Annotated in this window: 13 protein-coding genes; 11 read left to right on the top strand and 2 right to left on the bottom strand. The window is 68.1% G+C overall.

Annotated features, from left to right (window positions below; genetic code table 11):
* Positions 1-3: 3 nt before the first annotated feature.
* Positions 4-2,400 carry a TonB-dependent receptor gene (locus RCO27_RS05975; protein WP_309001716.1) on the bottom strand — a complete coding sequence of 799 codons (2,397 nt, stop codon included), beginning with the start codon at positions 2,398-2,400 and terminating at the stop codon, positions 4-6.
* Positions 2,401-2,603: 203 nt separating this feature from the next.
* Here RCO27_RS05975 and RCO27_RS05970 point away from each other — a divergent pair, with 203 nt between their 5' ends.
* From RCO27_RS05970 to RCO27_RS05945, 6 genes are all read left to right on the top strand, one after another.
* Entirely contained in the window at positions 2,604-3,932 is a 1,329-nt protein-coding gene (locus RCO27_RS05970; protein ID WP_309001715.1) for an amidohydrolase family protein, read from the top strand.
* Between the two features lie 133 nt (positions 3,933-4,065).
* Complete coding sequence (locus tag RCO27_RS05965; protein ID WP_309001714.1) at positions 4,066-5,901, top strand: DUF885 family protein; 1,836 nt, start codon at positions 4,066-4,068, stop codon at positions 5,899-5,901.
* A 99-nt stretch (positions 5,902-6,000) separates the two neighbouring features.
* The gene (locus tag RCO27_RS05960) at positions 6,001-7,455 is read left to right on the top strand and encodes an NAD(P)/FAD-dependent oxidoreductase (RefSeq protein WP_309001713.1); all 1,455 of its coding nucleotides are present in this window, start codon (positions 6,001-6,003) and stop codon (positions 7,453-7,455) included.
* A 63-nt stretch (positions 7,456-7,518) separates the two neighbouring features.
* Complete coding sequence (locus RCO27_RS05955) at positions 7,519-8,682, top strand: acyl-CoA dehydrogenase family protein (protein WP_309001712.1); 1,164 nt, start codon at positions 7,519-7,521, stop codon at positions 8,680-8,682.
* Between the two features lie 100 nt (positions 8,683-8,782).
* On the top strand, positions 8,783-9,898 hold the full coding sequence (locus RCO27_RS05950; protein WP_309001711.1) for an acyl-CoA dehydrogenase: 1,116 nt from the start codon (positions 8,783-8,785) through the stop codon (positions 9,896-9,898).
* 64 nt (positions 9,899-9,962) lie between these two features.
* Complete coding sequence (locus tag RCO27_RS05945; protein ID WP_309001710.1) at positions 9,963-11,270, top strand: amidohydrolase; 1,308 nt, start codon at positions 9,963-9,965, stop codon at positions 11,268-11,270.
* Positions 11,271-11,387: 117 nt separating this feature from the next.
* Here RCO27_RS05945 and RCO27_RS05940 read toward each other — a convergent pair whose 3' ends face one another.
* Entirely contained in the window at positions 11,388-11,771 is a 384-nt protein-coding gene (locus tag RCO27_RS05940; protein WP_309001709.1) for a PaaI family thioesterase, read from the bottom strand.
* An 87-nt stretch (positions 11,772-11,858) separates the two neighbouring features.
* On the opposite strand from RCO27_RS05940, the gene RCO27_RS05935 reads away from it, so the two are divergent.
* The 5 genes from RCO27_RS05935 to RCO27_RS05915 all read left to right on the top strand — a co-directional run bounded on the left by RCO27_RS05935 (position 11,859) and on the right by RCO27_RS05915 (position 17,127).
* Positions 11,859-12,554 (top strand): TIGR02117 family protein, encoded by a 696-nt coding sequence (locus tag RCO27_RS05935; RefSeq protein WP_309001708.1) that lies wholly within the window; start codon positions 11,859-11,861, stop codon positions 12,552-12,554.
* Between the two features lie 50 nt (positions 12,555-12,604).
* Positions 12,605-13,192 carry a urate hydroxylase PuuD gene (locus RCO27_RS05930; RefSeq protein WP_309001707.1) on the top strand — a complete coding sequence of 196 codons (588 nt, stop codon included), beginning with the start codon at positions 12,605-12,607 and terminating at the stop codon, positions 13,190-13,192.
* 101 nt (positions 13,193-13,293) lie between these two features.
* Positions 13,294-14,691 carry an efflux transporter outer membrane subunit gene (locus RCO27_RS05925; RefSeq protein WP_309001706.1) on the top strand — a complete coding sequence of 466 codons (1,398 nt, stop codon included), beginning with the start codon at positions 13,294-13,296 and terminating at the stop codon, positions 14,689-14,691.
* Positions 14,688-16,433 (top strand): efflux RND transporter periplasmic adaptor subunit, encoded by a 1,746-nt coding sequence (locus RCO27_RS05920; RefSeq protein ID WP_309001705.1) that lies wholly within the window; start codon positions 14,688-14,690, stop codon positions 16,431-16,433. The genes RCO27_RS05925 and RCO27_RS05920 overlap by 4 nt, the downstream gene beginning before the upstream one ends.
* Positions 16,423-17,127, top strand: a complete 705-nt coding sequence (locus RCO27_RS05915) for an ABC transporter ATP-binding protein (RefSeq protein ID WP_309001704.1) — start codon at positions 16,423-16,425, stop codon at positions 17,125-17,127. Before RCO27_RS05920 ends, RCO27_RS05915 begins: the two co-directional genes overlap by 11 nt.
* Positions 17,128-17,195: the final 68 nt, after the last annotated feature.

Raw genomic sequence — 17,195 nt, 5'->3', positions numbered from 1 at the left:
GATCTACGACCCGAACGTCTTGCGCACAGTGATGCCGATCGTGCGCGGCTGCCCGATGTTGAAGCCGAGCCGGGCCCGCCCGCCACGCTCGCGGTCGAACGACAGCAAGGTATTCTCGTCGAGCAGATTGTTGACGTAGACACTGACGCCCAGGCCGTTGTCCCAATCGATGCCGGCGGTGAGGTTGACCAGCTGATAGCTGGGCAGCTGGAGGTTCACCACCGTCGCTTCGTTGCCGGTCGCGCCGCCGAACGGCAGGCCGGAGACGAAGGCGCGCGGATTGTTCTCCTGGTCGCTCGGCTGGGTGTAGCGCGTGCCGACATGCTGGAAGGTGAAGCCGAAGAAGCCTTCCGCGCGATCATTGACCGGGAAGCTGTAGTTGACGCTCGCCGCGATCTGGAAGTTCGGCACCGACGGCAGGCGGTTGCCGTCGCGGATGCCGCCGATCACGGTGCCGGTGCCGTCCACGACGGTCGAATCGAACTTCGCGTCGAGGACGCTTCCGGCGAGCGACACGTCGAGGCCGTCCAGCGGGGTGAAGCCCACCTCGAACTCGACGCCCGCAGTATGGGCCTTGGGCACGTTGAACACGATGCGCGACGAGCAGGACCCGGCATCGAGCGTGACCTGGAGATTGCTGATGTCGGTGTAGAATCCCGCGGCGGAGAAGCGGATTCCGCGACGCTGGCCGCGAAGGCCGACCTCATAGTTCCACAGCGTCTCGTCGTCATAATCCTGGAAGCCACCGAAGATCGCTTCGTCTTCGGGCGTGCACAATGGCAGGTTCAGCGGATCGTTGACACCGCCGAGACGGAAGCCCTTGGATGCCTGGGCATTCAGGAAGATGTTGTTGTCGACCTCGTACTGGGCGATCACGCGCGGGCTGAAGCCGTTCGACGAGGTCTCGTCGGTGCGGTTGTCGCCATTGGCGAAGAGGCCGCCGGAAATGAAGCTGCGCTCCTCCTTGAAGTCGTAGTAGCGGCCGCCGGCCGTGACGGTGAAGCGCTCCGTGATGTCGAGGCTCGCCTCGCCGAACACCGCGAACTGGCGGATGTCGTAGGGCAGATCCGAATTGTAGGGCGAATCGGCCGGGAATCCGTTCGCCACGGCCGCCGAGGTGCCGGCGCCCAAGGTGGCATCGGTGAACGCGTCATAGCCGGGGGTCGGCAGGCGCTGGCGATAGAAGCGGTCGACCTTGGAATAGAAGGCGCCGACCAGCCACTGGAACGGACCGCTGCGGCTAGAGCCCAGACGGACCTCCTGCGACCAGGTCTCGAGATCGGTGGTGTCGACCAGGTTCGACGGCAGCAGCACCGCGGCGGTCGGGAAGCCGAGGTCGACCGAGACGCTGCCGCTCAGTGCGCTGGCGTCGCGGCTGACGACGATATCGCGATTGATATAAGTGGTGACCGAAGTGAGCGTCACGGCACCGAAGTCGATGCTGGCATTGAGGTCGGCGAGCAGCGTGTCGTCGGCGAAGCTCTCGTCGAGCAGCAGGAACTGCTCCCGCTCGTCGAAGACGACGGGCGGGCGGGTGGTGGTGAAGGGATTGGCGTAGAGGTTGTAGACCTCTTGCCGGTTGAAGCCGTCGGCGCGGATTTCCTGGTAGAGGACACGCGGCGTGATCACGATGCCGTCGCTGGGTTCCCAGCGCAGCGAGATGCGGCCGCCGACGCGGTGGCCGTCATTGACATTCTGGTCGATTGTGCCGTCTTCGCGCAGCGCGTCCACGAAGCCGCCATATTGGGTGTAGTAGCCGACGGCGCGGATCGCGGCGGTGTCGCCGAGCGGCACGTTGATCGCGCCCTTGAGATGGCCGCCCCAGTCGTCCTCGGCGACCGTGTTGAGATTGGCCTCGACCACGCCTTCGAAGGCGCCGAGCACCGGCTGGTTGGTGATGTAGCGCAGGGTGCCGCCGACCGAGCCGGCGCCGAACAGGGTGCCCTGCGGCCCGCGCAGCGTCTCGACGCGGTTGAGGTCGAACAGATCGAGGTCCGGGGTGAACAGCGAGAGCGAGATCACCGAATCGTCGAGATAGACGCCGACCTGCTCCTTCACGCCTGGCTGGTCGCGCACGACCTGGCCGGCGGACACGCCGCGGACGGAAACCTGGCTCTGGCCCGGCCCGAGATTCTGCACGGTGAGGCCGGCGACGTTGCGCGAGAGATCCTCGATCGTGTTCGCATTGGCGCGCCGGATGTCCTCCTCCGTCTGCGCATTGATCGAGAACGGCACGTCGAGCAGCGAGGTCTCGCGCAAGGTGGCGGTGACGACGATCGTGCCTTCTTCGTCGACGGGTTGCGCCGTCTCCTGCGCCGCCGCTGGTGTTGCGGCGCCAATGGCGATCAGCGACGTGGCGGCAAGCATCGCGCACGCGCGCAAGGTTGCACGGTCAAGCATTCGGTCCCTCCCTGGGTTTATGTTTATGCTGCGCAAAATACAGGAGGGCGGGACGGGCGAACAGGTTGCCGCTACGTAAGCTCAAGCGAATGTGACAGCCATGTTGCGGGCCAGCCACAACTGCGGTTTTGCCGGTAAGGGGTTGGCGGCGGGGCCGGATCGGCTATCGTCGCGACAATACAGGAAAAAGGGGGTTCGAAATCATGCGCCTGGCTGCCGTGTTGCCATTTGTCGCCCTGATTCTCTCCGGCGCCGCGGCGGTTTCCGCGCAGCAACCGGCTTCGGCTCCTGCCGCAGATGTGGTGGTGATCCATGCGGGGACGTTGCTCGACCGGCCCGGCCGTGCGCCGCGCCGCAACGTGAGCATCGTCGTGCGGGGCGACCGGATCGAGTCCGTGCAGGACGGGTTCGTGCCGGCGCCGGAAGGGGCGCGGCTGATTGATCTCTCCGATCGCTTCGTGCTGCCCGGCCTCATCGACAGCCATGTCCATCTCGATTCGGACCGGGCGGGCGTGGAGGGCACGCTCGCCGCGGTCACGGACAATGTCGCACTGACCGCGCACGAGGCCGCATGGAATGCGCGCAAGACGCTGCGGGCGGGCTTCACCACGGTGCGCAATCTCGGCTCCAGCGACGGGGTTACCCTCGGCCTGCGCGATGCGATCAGCCGCGGCTGGGCGATCGGGCCGCGCATCGTCGATGCGGGCACCAGCCTGTCGGCGACCACCGGGCATATGGATCCGACCCTGGGCGTGCGCGAGGAGTTCCACGATGTGCTGCGCCATTCGGGCAGCACCTGCGATGGCCCCGACGATTGCCGCCGCGCGGTGCGCCGCCAGATCGCCCGCGGCGTCGACGTCATCAAGATCGCGACCACGGGCGGGGTGAACAGCCGCATCGGCCTCGGGCTCGGCGCCCAGATGTTCGAGGACGAGGCGCGGGCGATCGTCGAGACAGCGCACCTCTACGGGAAGCGCGTCGCGGTCCATGCGCACGGCGCCGACGGGATCAACCTGGCGCTGCGCGTCGGCGCGGATTCGATCGAGCACGGCACGCTGATCGACGACGAGAGCCTGCGGCTGTTCCGGCAGACCAACGCCTACTACGTGCCGACCCTGTCGACCGTGAACGGCTATATCGAGCGGATGCGCGCCAATCCCAATGCCTATACCGGCGAAGTGCGCGAGAAGATCGAATGGCGGATCTCGATCACCGGCCAGGCGCTCCGCCGCGCCGTGCCGGCCGGCGTCCGCATCGCGTTCGGCACCGATGCCGGGGTCTCGATGCACGGCCGCAATGCCGACGAGTTCCTGCTGATGGTCGAGCACGGCATGACGCCGATGAGCGCGATCCAGGCCGCGACGGTGAATGCCGCGGACTTGCTCGGCCTCGCCGATCAGGTCGGCACGATCGAGCCGGGCAAGTCCGCCGACATCGTGGCGGTGCGCGGCGATCCCTTGAGCGACGTCGGCGTGCTGAGGCAGATGAATTTCGTCATGGCGCGCGGCCGGGTCCACCGCCAGGAGCCATGACTCACGCGTCACCCTGAACTTGTTTCAGGGTCCAGATCGACATACGCCGAGGCGTCGGAGACCTGGATGCTGAAACAAGTTCAGCATGACAAAAAACGGGCACGGGATCACGCGCCGACGAAAGAGGAAGACTATGTCCATGACATTGGATCGCCGCCAGTTCCTGACGGGGTCGGCCGCTGCCGGTGCGCTGGCGCTCACCGGCTGCGCGGGCATGGCGCCGCGTTCGGAGACGGCCTCGGCGCGGGCGCTCTACGACAGCATCTTCGAAGGGATGTTGCGGACAGCGCCGGAAATGGCGACGAGCCTCGGCCTCGACACCGGCGAGCTGGCCTGGCTCAAGAGCCGGCTCGGCGATTCCGGACCATCCGGCAAGATGGGTGTCTACCGGCCGCTGCTCGATCATCTGGAGCGTCTCCGCCAGATTGATCGGTCGGCGCTGCAGGGGCAGGAGCGCGGCTGGCTCGACACCGTGCTCTGGCTCGGCGACCGGATGAGCGAGGTCGCGACCTTTCCCTATGGCGGGATCGGCGGCTATTCCTATCCGGTTCCCTATGCGCTGTCGCAGCTGACCGGCGCCTATCAGACCGTCCCCGATTTCCTCGACAGCCAGCACGGCATCGACACGCGCGAGGATTGCGACGCCTATCTCGCCCGGCTGGGGGCCTTTGCCGAGGCGGTCAACCAGGACGTCGACCATGCCCGCGCCGATGCCGGCCGCGCCGTCATCCCGCCGACCTACATCCTCGACAAGGCGCTGACCCAGACACGGGCCCTGAGGTCCGAACGGGGCGAGCGCTCCGGTCTGGTACGCTCGCTGGTGCGCCGGGCGCGGGAGAAGAACATAGCGGGCGACTGGGGCACCGCCGCGGCCGCGATCGTCGACGGCCGGCTCGCCGCCGCGCTCGACCGGCAGATCCAGATCCTGACGGCGATGCAGCACGACGCCGGCACCAACCCGGCGGTCAGCCACCTCCCGGACGGCGAGCGCTTCTACAATCTGTGCCTGCGCTATCACACCAGCACCGGCCTGACGCCCGACCAGGCGCATCAGATCGGCCTGACTCAGGTGGCGGAGCTCACCGCCGAGCTCGATCCGCTGCTGCGCCGCGAGGGCCTGACGCAGGGCAGCGTCGGCGCGCGTCTCCGCGCGTTGGGCCAAGAAGATCGCTATCTCTACCCCAACACCGATGCAGGCCGCGAGCAGCTGCTCGGCGACCTGCGCCGCCAGCTCGAGGCGATCCGGGCGCGGATGCCCGACTATTTCGGCGTGATCCCGACCACTGGCATGGAAATCCGTCGCGTGCCGCCGGCAATCGAAGTCGGTGCGCCGCGCGGCTATGCACAGGGCGGCAGCCTCGACGGCACCCGGCCTGGCACCTACTATATCAACCTCGTCGACACCCGGATCTGGCCGAAATGGGCGCTGCCGACACTCACCTATCACGAGAGCGTGCCGGGCCACCTCTGGCAGGGCGCGACCGTGCTCGGCAACCAAGCGATCCCGCTCCTCCACCGCAACATCGGCGTGTCGGCGTTCGGCGAGGGCTGGGGGCTCTATGCCGAGCAGCTCGCCGACGAGATCGGCATGTATGACGAATTCCCCCAAGGCCGGATCGGTCGCCTGCAGAGCTTCCTCTACCGCGCCGCCCGCATCGTCATGGACACCGGTATGCACGCCAGGGGCTGGAGCCGCGAACAGTCGATCCGCTATTTCACCGACGAGGTCGGGCTCGATCCCATTTCGGCGACCAGCGAGGTCGAGCGCTACATCGTCTGGCCGGGCCAGGCCTGCGCCTACAAGATCGGCCACACCGAGATCGTCCGCCTGCGTGAGCAGGCGCGGGCGGCGACCGGCGCCAACTTCGATCTCAAGTCGTTCCACGATACGGTGATCGGCAGCGGCGACATGCCGCTGGAGGTGCTGGCGACCGTCGTGGCGGAATGGACCGCGGCGCGGAGAGCCTGACATGACTTCGTCATCGCGAGGCGCGGAGCGCCGCGGCGATCCAGTCTCGGCATCCGGATCGCCGCGCCCTCTCGGGGCTCGCAATGACGAAAAGGGCCGATGACGGCGGCCGAGCATGTCGACGTCCTGATCGTCGGCGCCGGCATTTCCGGGATCGACGCGGCCTATCGCGTGAAGAGGCGCTGCCCCGGCAAGTCCTGGCTGGTCCTTGAAGCGCGCGACGCAATCGGCGGGACCTGGGACCTGTTCCGCTATCCCGGCATCCGGTCCGACAGCGACATGTACACGCTGGGGTTCCCGTTCCGGCCGTGGACAGGCGAGAAGGCGATCGCCGACGGCGCCTCGATCCGGGCCTATATCGAGGAGACGGCACAGGCGTTCGGAATCGATACCCATGTTCGCTTCGGTCATCGGGTGAGCAAGGCGAGCTGGTCGACCGGGGAGGCGCGCTGGACAGTGGAGACGCAAACGGCGGACGGACCCCGCCGTTTCACCTGCGCCCTCCTGTTCCTGGGCAGCGGCTATTACGATTATGAAAGGGGCTACCGCCCGGACTGGCCGGGCGAGGAGGCGTATCGGGGCCGGGTCGTCCATCCGCAATCCTGGCCGGACGATCTCGATCTTGCCGGCAAGCGGGTCGTCGTCATCGGCAGCGGCGCGACGGCGGTGACGCTGGTGCCGGCGCTGGCGGAGAGGGCGGCGCATGTGACCATGCTCCAGCGATCGCCCTCCTACATCGTCGCGCGCCCGTCCGAGGACGTCGTTGCACGCGGGCTCCAGAGGATGCTTCCGGCCGGTCTGTCGGCCAGGGCGATCCGGTGGAAGAACGTGCTGCTCGGCCTGTCCTTCTTCTCGCGGTCGCGCAAGAAGCCGGAGCGGGTGCGGGCCCTGCTCCTGAAGATGGTGGCCAACGAGCTGCCCGGCCATGACGTGGAGCGCGACTTCGGGCCGGCTTACAATCCGTGGGACCAGCGGGTCTGCCTGGTGCCCGACGGTGATCTCTTTCAGGCGATGCGAGAGGGCAAGGTCGAGGTCGTTACCGACACGATCGAGAGCTTCACCGAGATCGGCCTGCGCCTTGCCTCGGGCCGGGAGATCGCGGCGGACATCGTCGTCACCGCGACCGGGCTGGTGGTGAAGCTCTTCGGCGGCATCGCGCTGGAGGTGGACGGCGTGCCGGTCAACGTCGCCGATCGGATCAGCTACAAGGGCATGATGCTGAACGACGTGCCGAACCTGGTCCTGTCGTTCGGCTACACCAACGCCTCCTGGACGCTGAAGAGCGATCTCACCGCGCGCTATGCCTGCCGGCTGATCAATCATATGGACCGGCACGATCTCGCCCTCTGCGTGCCGCGGCTGCCGGCAGGTGGAGTCGCGCGGCAGCCGATGATCGACTTCAGCTCCGGCTACGTCCGGCGCGCCGCTGCGAGCCTGCCGGGACAGGGGCCGAAGCCGCCGTGGCGGGTCCACCAGAATTATCTCAAGGACCGGCTGATGCTGGGGCTCGGCACGATCACCGACGAGGCGATGGAATTCCGGCGCCGCCGATGAGGTGCCGGTTGACTCCTTGGCGCATGCGCGGCACTTGACGTTTACGTAAAGGAGAGGAGTCGGATGACCGACCTGGAGACGTTCCGCCAGGAAACGCGGGCATGGCTTGAAGCCAATTGCCCGCCCGAGATGCGCGAGCCCGTGCGCGACGAGACCGACATGTGCTGGGGTGGCCGCAATCCGGTCTTCAAGAACGACGCACAGAAGCAGTGGATGGAGGCGATGGCGGCGCGCGGCTGGACCGTGCCGGACTGGCCGACCGCCTATGGTGGCGGCGGACTCTCGCCGGAGGAGACCAAGATCCTGCGTCAGGAAATGGCCCGGATCGGGGCGCGCAATCCGCTCTACAGCTTCGGCATTTCGATGCTCGGGCCGGCGCTGCTGAAATATGGGACGGAAGCGCAGAAGACGCATTATCTGACCCGGATCGCCCGCGGCGAGATTCGCTGGTGCCAGGGCTATTCCGAGCCGGGCGCCGGCTCCGACCTCGCCAGCTTGCAGACCAAGTGTGAAGACAAGGGCGATCACTGGCTGGTCAATGGCCAGAAGGTCTGGACCTCCTATGCCGACAAGGCGGACTGGATTTTCTGCCTGGTCCGCACCGATCCCCAGGCGCCCAAGCATCAAGGGATCAGCTTCCTGCTGTTCGACATGGCTTCGCCCGGCGTCTCGACCAGGCCGATTCTGCTGATCTCCGGCTATTCGCCCTTCTGCGAAACCTTCTTCGACGATGTGCAGGTGCCGAAGGACCAGATCGTCGGCGAACTCAATAAGGGTTGGGACGTCGCCAAATACCTGCTCGGCCACGAGCGCGAGATGATCTCCGGCATGGGGCTGGGCGGCCAGTCGGGCACGCTCGGCGAAGCGCTGGGCGAGGCGGTCGCCGCCGATCCGCTGCTGCGTGGCGAGGTGGCGCGCTTCGACGTGGATTCGCTCGCCTTCCGGGCGATGAGCGAGAAGTTCATCGACGAGCTGAAGGCCGGCAAGGCGCATCCCGCTCAGCCCTCGATGATGAAATATGCCGGCACCGAGTTGAACAAGGCGCGGCACGAGCTGGTGATGGCGGCCGGCGGATCGAACACGCTCGAATGGGAAAGCGACCGTTCGAAGAAGGGCAAGGCGGCGCGCGAGTGGCTCCGCACAAAGGCCAATTCGATCGAAGGCGGCACCAGCGAAATCCAGCTGGGCATCATCGCCAAGCGCATCCTCGACCTGCCGGGCGCCTAGTTGTCGTCATGCCGGCGAAGGCCCGGCATCTCGGCGGGAAAAGACGCCGAGCCCTTCACCCCCTGAGACCCCGGCCTTCGCCGGGGCGACGGAGATAAGAATGCCGCTCTATCTGACCGACGACCAGACCATGCTGCGCGATACGGCGCGCGATTTCATGGCGGCCGAGGGCGCGATCGCGACGCAGCTGCGTCACTGGCGCGGGATCAACTGCAAGGACGGTTTCGGCCACGGCCTGTGGAAGCAGTTCGCCGAGATGGGGTTCACCGGCATCCTGATCGACGAGGCGGAGGGCGGGCTCGGCCTCGGCCATGTCGAGGCTGGCATCGTGCTGGAGGAGATCGGCCGCAACCTGACGCCCTCGCCCTTCCTGATGACCGCGCTCGCCTTCGTTGAGGCGGTGAAAGGCACCACCCATGCGGCGCGCTGGTATCCCGGCATCCTTGCCGGCGAGACGGTCGCGGCACTGGCGCTCGACGAAGGGGCGAAGCACCGGCCCGAGGCGATCGCAATGCGCGCCGAGCGCGCGGGCAATGGGTTCAAACTGTCGGGCGCCAAGCAGTTCGTGGTGCAGGGCGCGTCGGCCGACGTCACGCTCGTCGCCGCGCAGGCCGACGAAGGGCTCACCCTGTTCGCCGTCGAGAAGGGTATGGCCGGGCTGGAGGTCGAAGGCGTGCGCCTCGCCGACAGCAGCATCGGCGCGCGGCTGACCTTCGCCGATGTCGAGGTCGATGCGGACGCGGTGGTCGGTGAGATGGGCGGCGGCGCGGCGGTGCTGTCGCGCGTGCTGAAGGCCGGGCGCACGGGCGCCGCGGCGGAGTTGGTCGGCTTGGGCACGGCGGCAATGGACATGACCGTCGACTATCTCAAGCAGCGCAAGCAGTTCGGCCGCCTGATCGGCGAGTTCCAGGCGCTGCAATTCCGCTCCGCCCATCTCTATTCCGAGCTGGAGATCGCCCGCGCCGCGACCTTGAAGGCGCAGCAACTGCTCGACGAGGGGTCAGAGAACGCGGAGGCGATGGTCTCCGTCGCCAAGGCCAAGGCGGGCCGCGCCTCGCAGCTCGCAGTGCAGGAGGGCGTGCAAATGCACGGCGGCATCGGCATGACCGACGAATATGACATCGGCCTCTACATGAAGCGCGACCGTGTCCTGAACGAGCTGTTCGGCGACGCGAACTATCATGCGGACCGGCTGGCCAGGCTGAAGGGATACTGACGCCGGTCAAATTGACGAGTCCGGATACGGCCGCCATGGTCGCGCATCAACATAGGGGGCCGGAATGACGAAGATGCTTGTGCTGGCGATGCTCGCGTCCGGGATCGCGAGCGGTGCCAGCGCACAGGATTCGGCGCTGCGCGAGTCGGTCGCGGCCGACTATCGGGCCAATCTCGGCGCGCTGTTCGACCATTTCCACCGCAATCCGGAGCTGTCCGGCCGCGAGGTCCAGACGTCGGCGCGGATGGCGCAGGAGCTGCGCGCGCTCGGCTATGAGGTGACCACCGGTATCGGCGGCCATGGCGTGGTCGCATTGCTGCGCAACGGCGACGGGCCGACCGTATTGCTGCGCGCCGACATGGACGGGCTGCCACTCGAGGAGCGCTCGGGCCTGCCCAATGCCTCGCGGGCACGGCAGACGGATGCGAGCGGCGCCGAGCAGCCGGTCATGCATGCCTGCGGCCATGACGTGCACATCACCGCGCTGGTTGGCACCGCGCGGCAACTGATGGCGCGCCGGGCGAACTGGTCGGGCACCCTCGTCCTCATCGCCCAACCCGCGGAGGAGACCATTTCCGGCGCGCGCACGATGGTCGAGGACGGCCTCTACACCCGCTTTCCCAAACCCGACTACGCGGTGGCCTTCCATGTCGCGGCGGGCCTGCCGGCGGGCCGGATCAGCGTGCCATCGACCATCGCCTATTCCAGCGCGGATTCGGTCGAGATCGAGGTGCGCGGCACGGGCACCCATGGCGCCTATCCCCATCTCGGCGTCGATCCGGTGTTGGTTGCATCGCAGATCGTCGTGTCGCTCCAGTCGATGGTCGGGCGCGACATCGATCCGCTCCAGGGGGCGGTGATCAGCGTCGGCTCGATCCATGGCGGCGTGAAGAGCAACATCATTCCGGAGCGCGTCGTTCTCCAGATGACGGTGCGCGCGGACACGCCGGAGGTGCGCACCCGGCTGCTCGACGGGATCGACCGGGTGGCGCGCGGCACGGCACTGGCGCTGGGCGTGCCGGAGGACCGGCTGCCGGTCGTGACCCGCTCGCCGACCGAGACGACGCCGGCCACGATCAACGACAGTGCGACGGCCGATATCGTGCGCCGGGCGATCGCCACCCAAATGGGCGCGGACCGGCTGACCGATCAGCCGCGCGACGGCATGGGCGCGGAGGACTTCGCCTATTTCGTCACACCCGAAAGCGGCGTGAAAGGTGTCTATTTCGCCGTCGGCGGCACGCCGGCCGATCAGGTCGCGACCGCGCCCGGCCATCACTCGCCGCTGTTCCGTATCCAGCCGGAACCGTCGGTCACCACCGGCGTCGAGGCGATGGTGATCGCGGCCGAGACGCTGATGCCGCGGCGCTGACCGGGGTTCAGTGCGCGATCGCCATCAGCGCGATCAGCAGGACCAGGACGATCATCACGATCCCGACCAGACACCCGAGCACGCCGAAGGTGCCGAGGTCGTTGTCGAGCCGGATCCTCACCGCCGGATCAGCACGTTCATCTGCGCCGAGGCGATCGGCCGGACCCGGTCGTGCTGCCAGGCATGGGCCTCGACATTGGCGACGCGCTTGCCGAGGCGGGTGACGATCGCGCCGGCGAACGTGTCGTGATTGGTGCCGCCGCGCATATACTGGACGGTGACGTTGATCGGCTTGACGGTGACGCCGTCGCGGGTGCCGAGCGCATCGTAGAGCGCGCCCAGGGCGGCAAATTCGAGCAGGCCGGCGATCGCGCCGCCATGGAGGTAGCCGGGGCGGCCGAGCACGGCATCGCCGAACGGCATGACGAACTGCAGCGCGCCATCGTCGGCGCGGCGCTTCTCGATGCCGAGCAGGCGGGCATAGGGCGGCAACGGGTTCATGCCACCGCCTTGGAGCCTATCGAAATGATGCGCAAGGCATGGCCGGCGGGGCTTTCTGCGAAGCGGCGCGCGCGCTAGCACCGGTCTGTGGCAAGGCGGTGGACAGCGCGGCGGGCGGTTCGGGTCGCTCTCAAGGTCCTCCTCGGGATCGTCGCGGTGCCGCTCGCCTATTTTCTCTTCGCCCTGATCCTCGGCGCGATCCCGGCCAATGTCAGCTGGCGCGAGCCGTCGCAGGGGATCACGATCTTCGTGCGCACCAACGGCGTCCATACCTGGATCGTTATGCCCAAGACCAATCGCTACGTGGACTGGGCGACCTACGCGCCGGGCGCACACCTGCGCGATCCGCGCTGGGGCAACGGCAATTATGTCGCGATCGGCTACGGCAATCGGGAATTCTACCTGAACACGCCGACCTGGGGCGATCTGTCGCTGCGCACCGCCGCCGCGGCGCTGTTCGGGCGGGGGCCGACCCTCCTCCATGTCGAGCACGATCACAATCCGCATCCCGACCGATGGCAGCGCGCGATCAAGGTGACGCCGGCGCAATATCAACGGCTGACCGCCTTCATTCGCGGCCGATTCCGGCTGGACGCGCAGGGGCGGACCATTCCGGTGCTCGGCCGCGGCTACAATACCAACGACATGTTTTACGAAGCCAATGGCGGATACAGCTTCATTCTCACTTGTAATGAGTGGACCGGCCGCGCGCTGCGCACCGCCGGCATCCGGATGGGCCTGTGGACGCCGCTGGAGCAGAGCATCATGTGGCGTCTCGATTGAGTCGGGGAGTTGCGTTACAGCGGTGGAACGAACGGACAGGGGAGAGAAAAATGGCGAAGATTCTCGGCAACTTCCACCTGGCGCTCGGCATCGGCGTGGTGCTGCTCGTGCTCGCGATGTTCGGGCTGCACGGCGACGCGATCGGGCAGCCGGGCTATTGGGCGCAGTGGCTGCGTTACCTCCACGTCTTCGCCGGCATCCTGTGGATCGGGCTGCTCTACTATTTCAACTTCGTGCAGATCCCGACCATGCCGAAGGTGCCGGCCGAGCTGAAGCCGGGCGTCACCAAATATATCGCGCCGGCGGCGCTCTTCTGGTTCCGCTGGGCGGCGCTGGTCACGGTCGTGCTCGGCTTCCTCGTCGCCGAGCTGCAGCAGGGCGGCTATGCCGCGCGGGCGCTGGGGCTGGAGACGGGCTATCGGACGATCGGCATCGGCATGTGGCTCGGGCTCATCATGGCGGCGAACGTCTGGTTCGTCATCTGGCCGAACCAGAAGAAGGCGCTCGGCATCGTGGCGGCAGAGGACGACGTGAAGGCGAAGGCCGCCTCGACCGCGATGATGGCCTCGCGCACCAACCTCATCCTCTCGATCCCGATGCTCTACTGCATGGTCGCGCAGACGCACATCGGGGGCTGACGCGCGACCGGGGAACCGTAACGGAGCCGCGACATTCTGATACAATGTCGCGGCCCGACGGGGATAGTTGCGCGACACCGGTCGGGGAGTAGGGGCGGGTGATGCGTCGTATAGTGATCCCCGTAAGCGCGCTGGCCCTCGCGGCCTGCACCACCGTCGGCCCCGATTACCGGGCACCCGAGGCGGCGTCGCTGGCGGTGCCGGAAGCCTATGCCGGCCCGGCCGGCGCCCTGCCCGCGCAGGACCTGTCGCTGTGGTGGGAGCAGTTCGACGATCCCCTGCTCACCCGGCTGATCGACGAGGCGAGCGCCGGCAATCTCGATCTGGCGGTTTCGAGCGCCCGGCTGACCCAGGCGCGCGAGGCGCTGGTGCAGGCCCGCGCCGGGCTGGTGCCGCAGGTCGGCGCGTCGGCCGGTGCGGGACGCAATTTCGGCCCCGGCGACGACAACAGCAATTTCAACATCGGCGCCGACGCCTCCTGGGAGATCGACCTGTTCGGCCGCCTCCGCCGGGGCGTCGAGGCCGCAGGCGCGGATGCGGAAGGCGCCTGGTACGACCGCGAGGCGCTGCGCACGTCGATCGCGGCCGAGGTCGCGGCCAATTATATCATCGCGCGTCTCACGCAGGACCGGCTCGCCATCGCCCGTGATACGTTGGCGATCGCCGACGATAATCTGCAGATCGCGCAATGGCGGGTGCAGGCGGGGCTCGCCTCGTCGCTCGATTCCGAGCAGGCGCGTTCGGCGCGGGCGAGTGCGGCCGCGTCCATCCCGGCGCTCGAGACCAGCTTCGCCAGCGCCACCTATCGCCTCGCCGTGCTGACCGGGCGGGCGCCCGGCACGCTCACCGCCGAGCTGACGCAAGCGCAGCCGATCCCGGAAGGGCCGGAGCAGATCGCGACCGGCATTCCGGCGGACACGCTGCGCCAGCGCCCCGACGTGCGCAGCGCCGAGCGCAACCTCGCCGCCGCGACGGCGCGGGTCGGCGTGGCCGAGGCCCAGCTCTATCCGGGTTTCAGGCTCTCCGGCAGCATCGGCACGTCGGCCTTCTCGCTGGGCGGGCTGTTCGAGGCGATCACCGGATCGATCCTCGGCGGCATCGATCAGACCCTGTTCGACGGCGGGCGGCTGCGCTCGCAGCTCCGCTCCCAGCAGGCGGCGACGGAAGGCGCGCTGGCGAGCTATCGCCAGTCCGTGCTGGCCGCGCTCGAGGAGGTCGAGAATGCGCTGGTCGACCTGCAGTCGGCGCGCCAGCGCCAGCAGCAGTTCGCGATCGCGCTCGATGCCGCCAACAACAGCGCCATCCTGGCCCGCATCCAGTACCGCTCGGGCCTCACCGATTTCCAGACCCTGCTGACGGCAGAGCGTACGTTCCTGTCCGCGCGCGACGGCATGGCCGGCAGCCGCGGCGATGAGGCGCAGGCGCTTGTCCAGCTTTATCGTGCCCTCGGCGGCGGCTGGGATGCCAGCGCGCCGCCGGCGACCGGAGTCAGTTCATGAGCGACACCACCCAGCCGGCCGACAAGCAGAACCTCGACGATTTCCTCGGCGCGCCCGCGACGCGGCCGTGGTGGCGGCGGCCGACCTTCATTGTCGGCGCGGTCATCCTCGTCGTGCTCGTGCTGCTCCTGTCGCGCTGCTTCGCCGGCGAGGCGGAGGGCGGCTATGCGACCCAGTCGGTGCGCCGCGGCGACCTCCAGGTCACCGTCTCGGCGACCGGCAACCTCCAGCCGACCAACCAGGTCGAGGTCGGTTCGGAGCAGTCCGGCCTGATCACCGAGGTCTATGTCGACAACAACGACCGGGTGACCCAGGGCCAGCCCCTCGCCCGGCTCGATCCGGCACGGCTCCAGGATGCGGTGACCCAGGCGCAGGCGGGACTGAGTTCCGCCCAGGCGCAGGTGGCGACCGCGCAAGCGTCCGCAGCGCTGGCGCGCGCCAACCTCGCCCGGCAGGAAGAAGTCTATCGCGTTTCCGGCGGTCGTGTGCCTTCGGAAACCGAACTTGATTCAGCCCGTGCCGAGAATCGGCAGGCACAGGCTGGGGTCCGCTCGGCCGATGCGCAGGTTTCCCAGGCCCGCGCCCAGCTCTCCTCCGCCCAGTTCAACCTGTCGCGCGCGACGATATTCTCGCCTGTGACGGGCGTCGTCCTGTCGCGCTCGATCGATCCCGGCCAGACGGTCGCCGCCTCGTTCAATGCGCCGATCCTGTTCATCATTGCGGAGGACCTGTCGGAGATGAAGCTCGAGGTGCGCGTCGACGAAGCCGATGTCGGACAGGTTCGTGAAGGCCAGCGCGCCAGCTTCAACGTCGATGCCTATCCGGGCCGCACCTTCGAGGCGCGGGTGAGCCGCGTCGATGTCGGCGCGAACGCCTCGGGCTCCACCAGTTCGTCCTCGTCGAGCAGCTCAACTGCCGCCTCCGGGACTGGCAGCGTCGTCGCCTATACGGCGGTGCTCCTGGTCGACAATCCGGACTTGCTGCTGCGCCCGGGCATGACTGCGACCGCGGACATCATCACCAGCGAGCGGCAGAACGTCCTGCTCGTTCCCAATGCGGCGCTGCGCTTCAATCCGAACCAGGATGCGCAGGCCGGCCAGCAGGGCGGCATCACCAGCGTCCTCGTCCCGCGCGGGCCGCGGCGCGGGGGGCGGGGCGGCCGCGCCCAGCGCGAGGTCGGCATCGGCGCCGGCAGCCGCCAGACGGTCTATGTCCTCGGCGAGGACGGCAATCCGCGCCCCGTCCAGGTCGTCGTCGGCCAGAGTGACGGATCGCGCACCGAGATCACCGGCGGCGAGCTCCAGGAAGGCATGCAGGTGATCACCGCCCGCCTCGCGCCGGGCCAGGTCCAGGAAGACAAGAACGGCGATGGCCAGCGCGGCCAGGGCCGCCAGCGCGAGGGCCAGCGCGGGGGCGGTGGCGAGGACGGCAATGCGGCGGCGACCAACGCGACCGCGCCGGCACCGGCTGCCGGTACGCCGCCCTCCTCGCAGCCGCCACGCCAGCCCTCGCCGGAGGCACCGCCGGTCGGGCCGCAGCCCTCGCCGGACGCCCGTCCCGCCCCCGGTGCCGCAGGCGGCGGCGGAGAGCGGCAGCGGATGCGCGACATGACGCCGGAGCAGCGCAAGGCCTATCTCGAGAGCCTGACGCCCGAACAGCGTGCCGCGATGAACGAGCGGCGGCGTCAGCGGCGCGAGGCGCGCCCGGATGGCGGAGAGGCGAGCCCGCCCGATGGCGAATGAGCCGATCATCTCGCTGCGCGGCGTCACCAAGACCTATGGCAGCGGCGCAACCGCCTTCCAGGCGCTGAAGGGCATCGACCTCGACGTCGCCGCCGGGGACTTCATGGCGGTGATGGGTCCGTCGGGATCGGGCAAGTCGACCGCGATGAACATCCTCGGCTGTCTCGACGTGCCGACCGACGGTTCCTTCCGGTTCAAGGGCCTGCCGGTCGAATCGCTCGACCGCGACCAGCGGGCGCTGCTCCGGCGCCGCTATCTCGGCTTCGTCTTCCAGGGCTTCAACCTGCTCGCCCGCACCGACGCGCTCGAGAATGTCGAGCTGCCGTTGCTCTATCGCGGCGAGGACCGCGCCAAACGCCGCGAGGCCGGCATGGCCGCGCTGGAGAAGGTCGGCCTCCGGGACTGGTGGGATCATACGCCCGCGGAGCTGTCCGGCGGCCAGCAGCAGCGCGTCGCCATCGCCCGCGCGATCGTCACCAATCCGGACGTGCTGCTCGCCGACGAGCCGACGGGCAATCTCGATTCCAGGACCTCGGTCGAGATCATGGAGTTGCTCACCGGTCTCAACCGCGATGTCGGCATCACCGTCCTGATGGTGACGCACGAACCGGACATGGCGAAATATGCCCGTACCATCGTCCATTTCCGCGACGGGCTGGTGGAGCGGGTCGACCGGAACGGGACCGCGGCATGAGGGGATTTGCGCAAGAGACTCCGTTCGCCCTGAGCTTGTCGAAGGGCTGTCCTCTTCTTTGCGGCCGA

Source organism: Sphingosinicella sp. LHD-64 (assembly GCF_031157375.1).
GTDB lineage: Bacteria > Pseudomonadota > Alphaproteobacteria > Sphingomonadales > Sphingomonadaceae > Allosphingosinicella.
Note: the sequence above shows the minus strand (reverse complement) of the source record. Positions and strands in the feature narration are given on the sequence as shown.

Coding starts and splice junctions, on each gene's coding strand:
- RCO27_RS05965 (WP_309001714.1), top strand. CDS start 4,066: ATGTCCATGACATTGGATCGCCGCCAGTTCCTGACGGGGTCGGCCGCT.
- RCO27_RS05920 (WP_309001705.1), top strand. CDS start 14,688: ATGAGCGACACCACCCAGCCGGCCGACAAGCAGAACCTCGACGATTTC.
- RCO27_RS05975 (WP_309001716.1), bottom strand. CDS start 2,400: ATGCTTGACCGTGCAACCTTGCGCGCGTGCGCGATGCTTGCCGCCACG.
- RCO27_RS05915 (WP_309001704.1), top strand. CDS start 16,423: ATGGCGAATGAGCCGATCATCTCGCTGCGCGGCGTCACCAAGACCTAT.
- RCO27_RS05950 (WP_309001711.1), top strand. CDS start 8,783: ATGCCGCTCTATCTGACCGACGACCAGACCATGCTGCGCGATACGGCG.
- RCO27_RS05960 (WP_309001713.1), top strand. CDS start 6,001: ATGACGGCGGCCGAGCATGTCGACGTCCTGATCGTCGGCGCCGGCATT.
- RCO27_RS05955 (WP_309001712.1), top strand. CDS start 7,519: ATGACCGACCTGGAGACGTTCCGCCAGGAAACGCGGGCATGGCTTGAA.
- RCO27_RS05925 (WP_309001706.1), top strand. CDS start 13,294: ATGCGTCGTATAGTGATCCCCGTAAGCGCGCTGGCCCTCGCGGCCTGC.
- RCO27_RS05940 (WP_309001709.1), bottom strand. CDS start 11,771: ATGAACCCGTTGCCGCCCTATGCCCGCCTGCTCGGCATCGAGAAGCGC.
- RCO27_RS05945 (WP_309001710.1), top strand. CDS start 9,963: ATGACGAAGATGCTTGTGCTGGCGATGCTCGCGTCCGGGATCGCGAGC.
- RCO27_RS05930 (WP_309001707.1), top strand. CDS start 12,605: ATGGCGAAGATTCTCGGCAACTTCCACCTGGCGCTCGGCATCGGCGTG.
- RCO27_RS05970 (WP_309001715.1), top strand. CDS start 2,604: ATGCGCCTGGCTGCCGTGTTGCCATTTGTCGCCCTGATTCTCTCCGGC.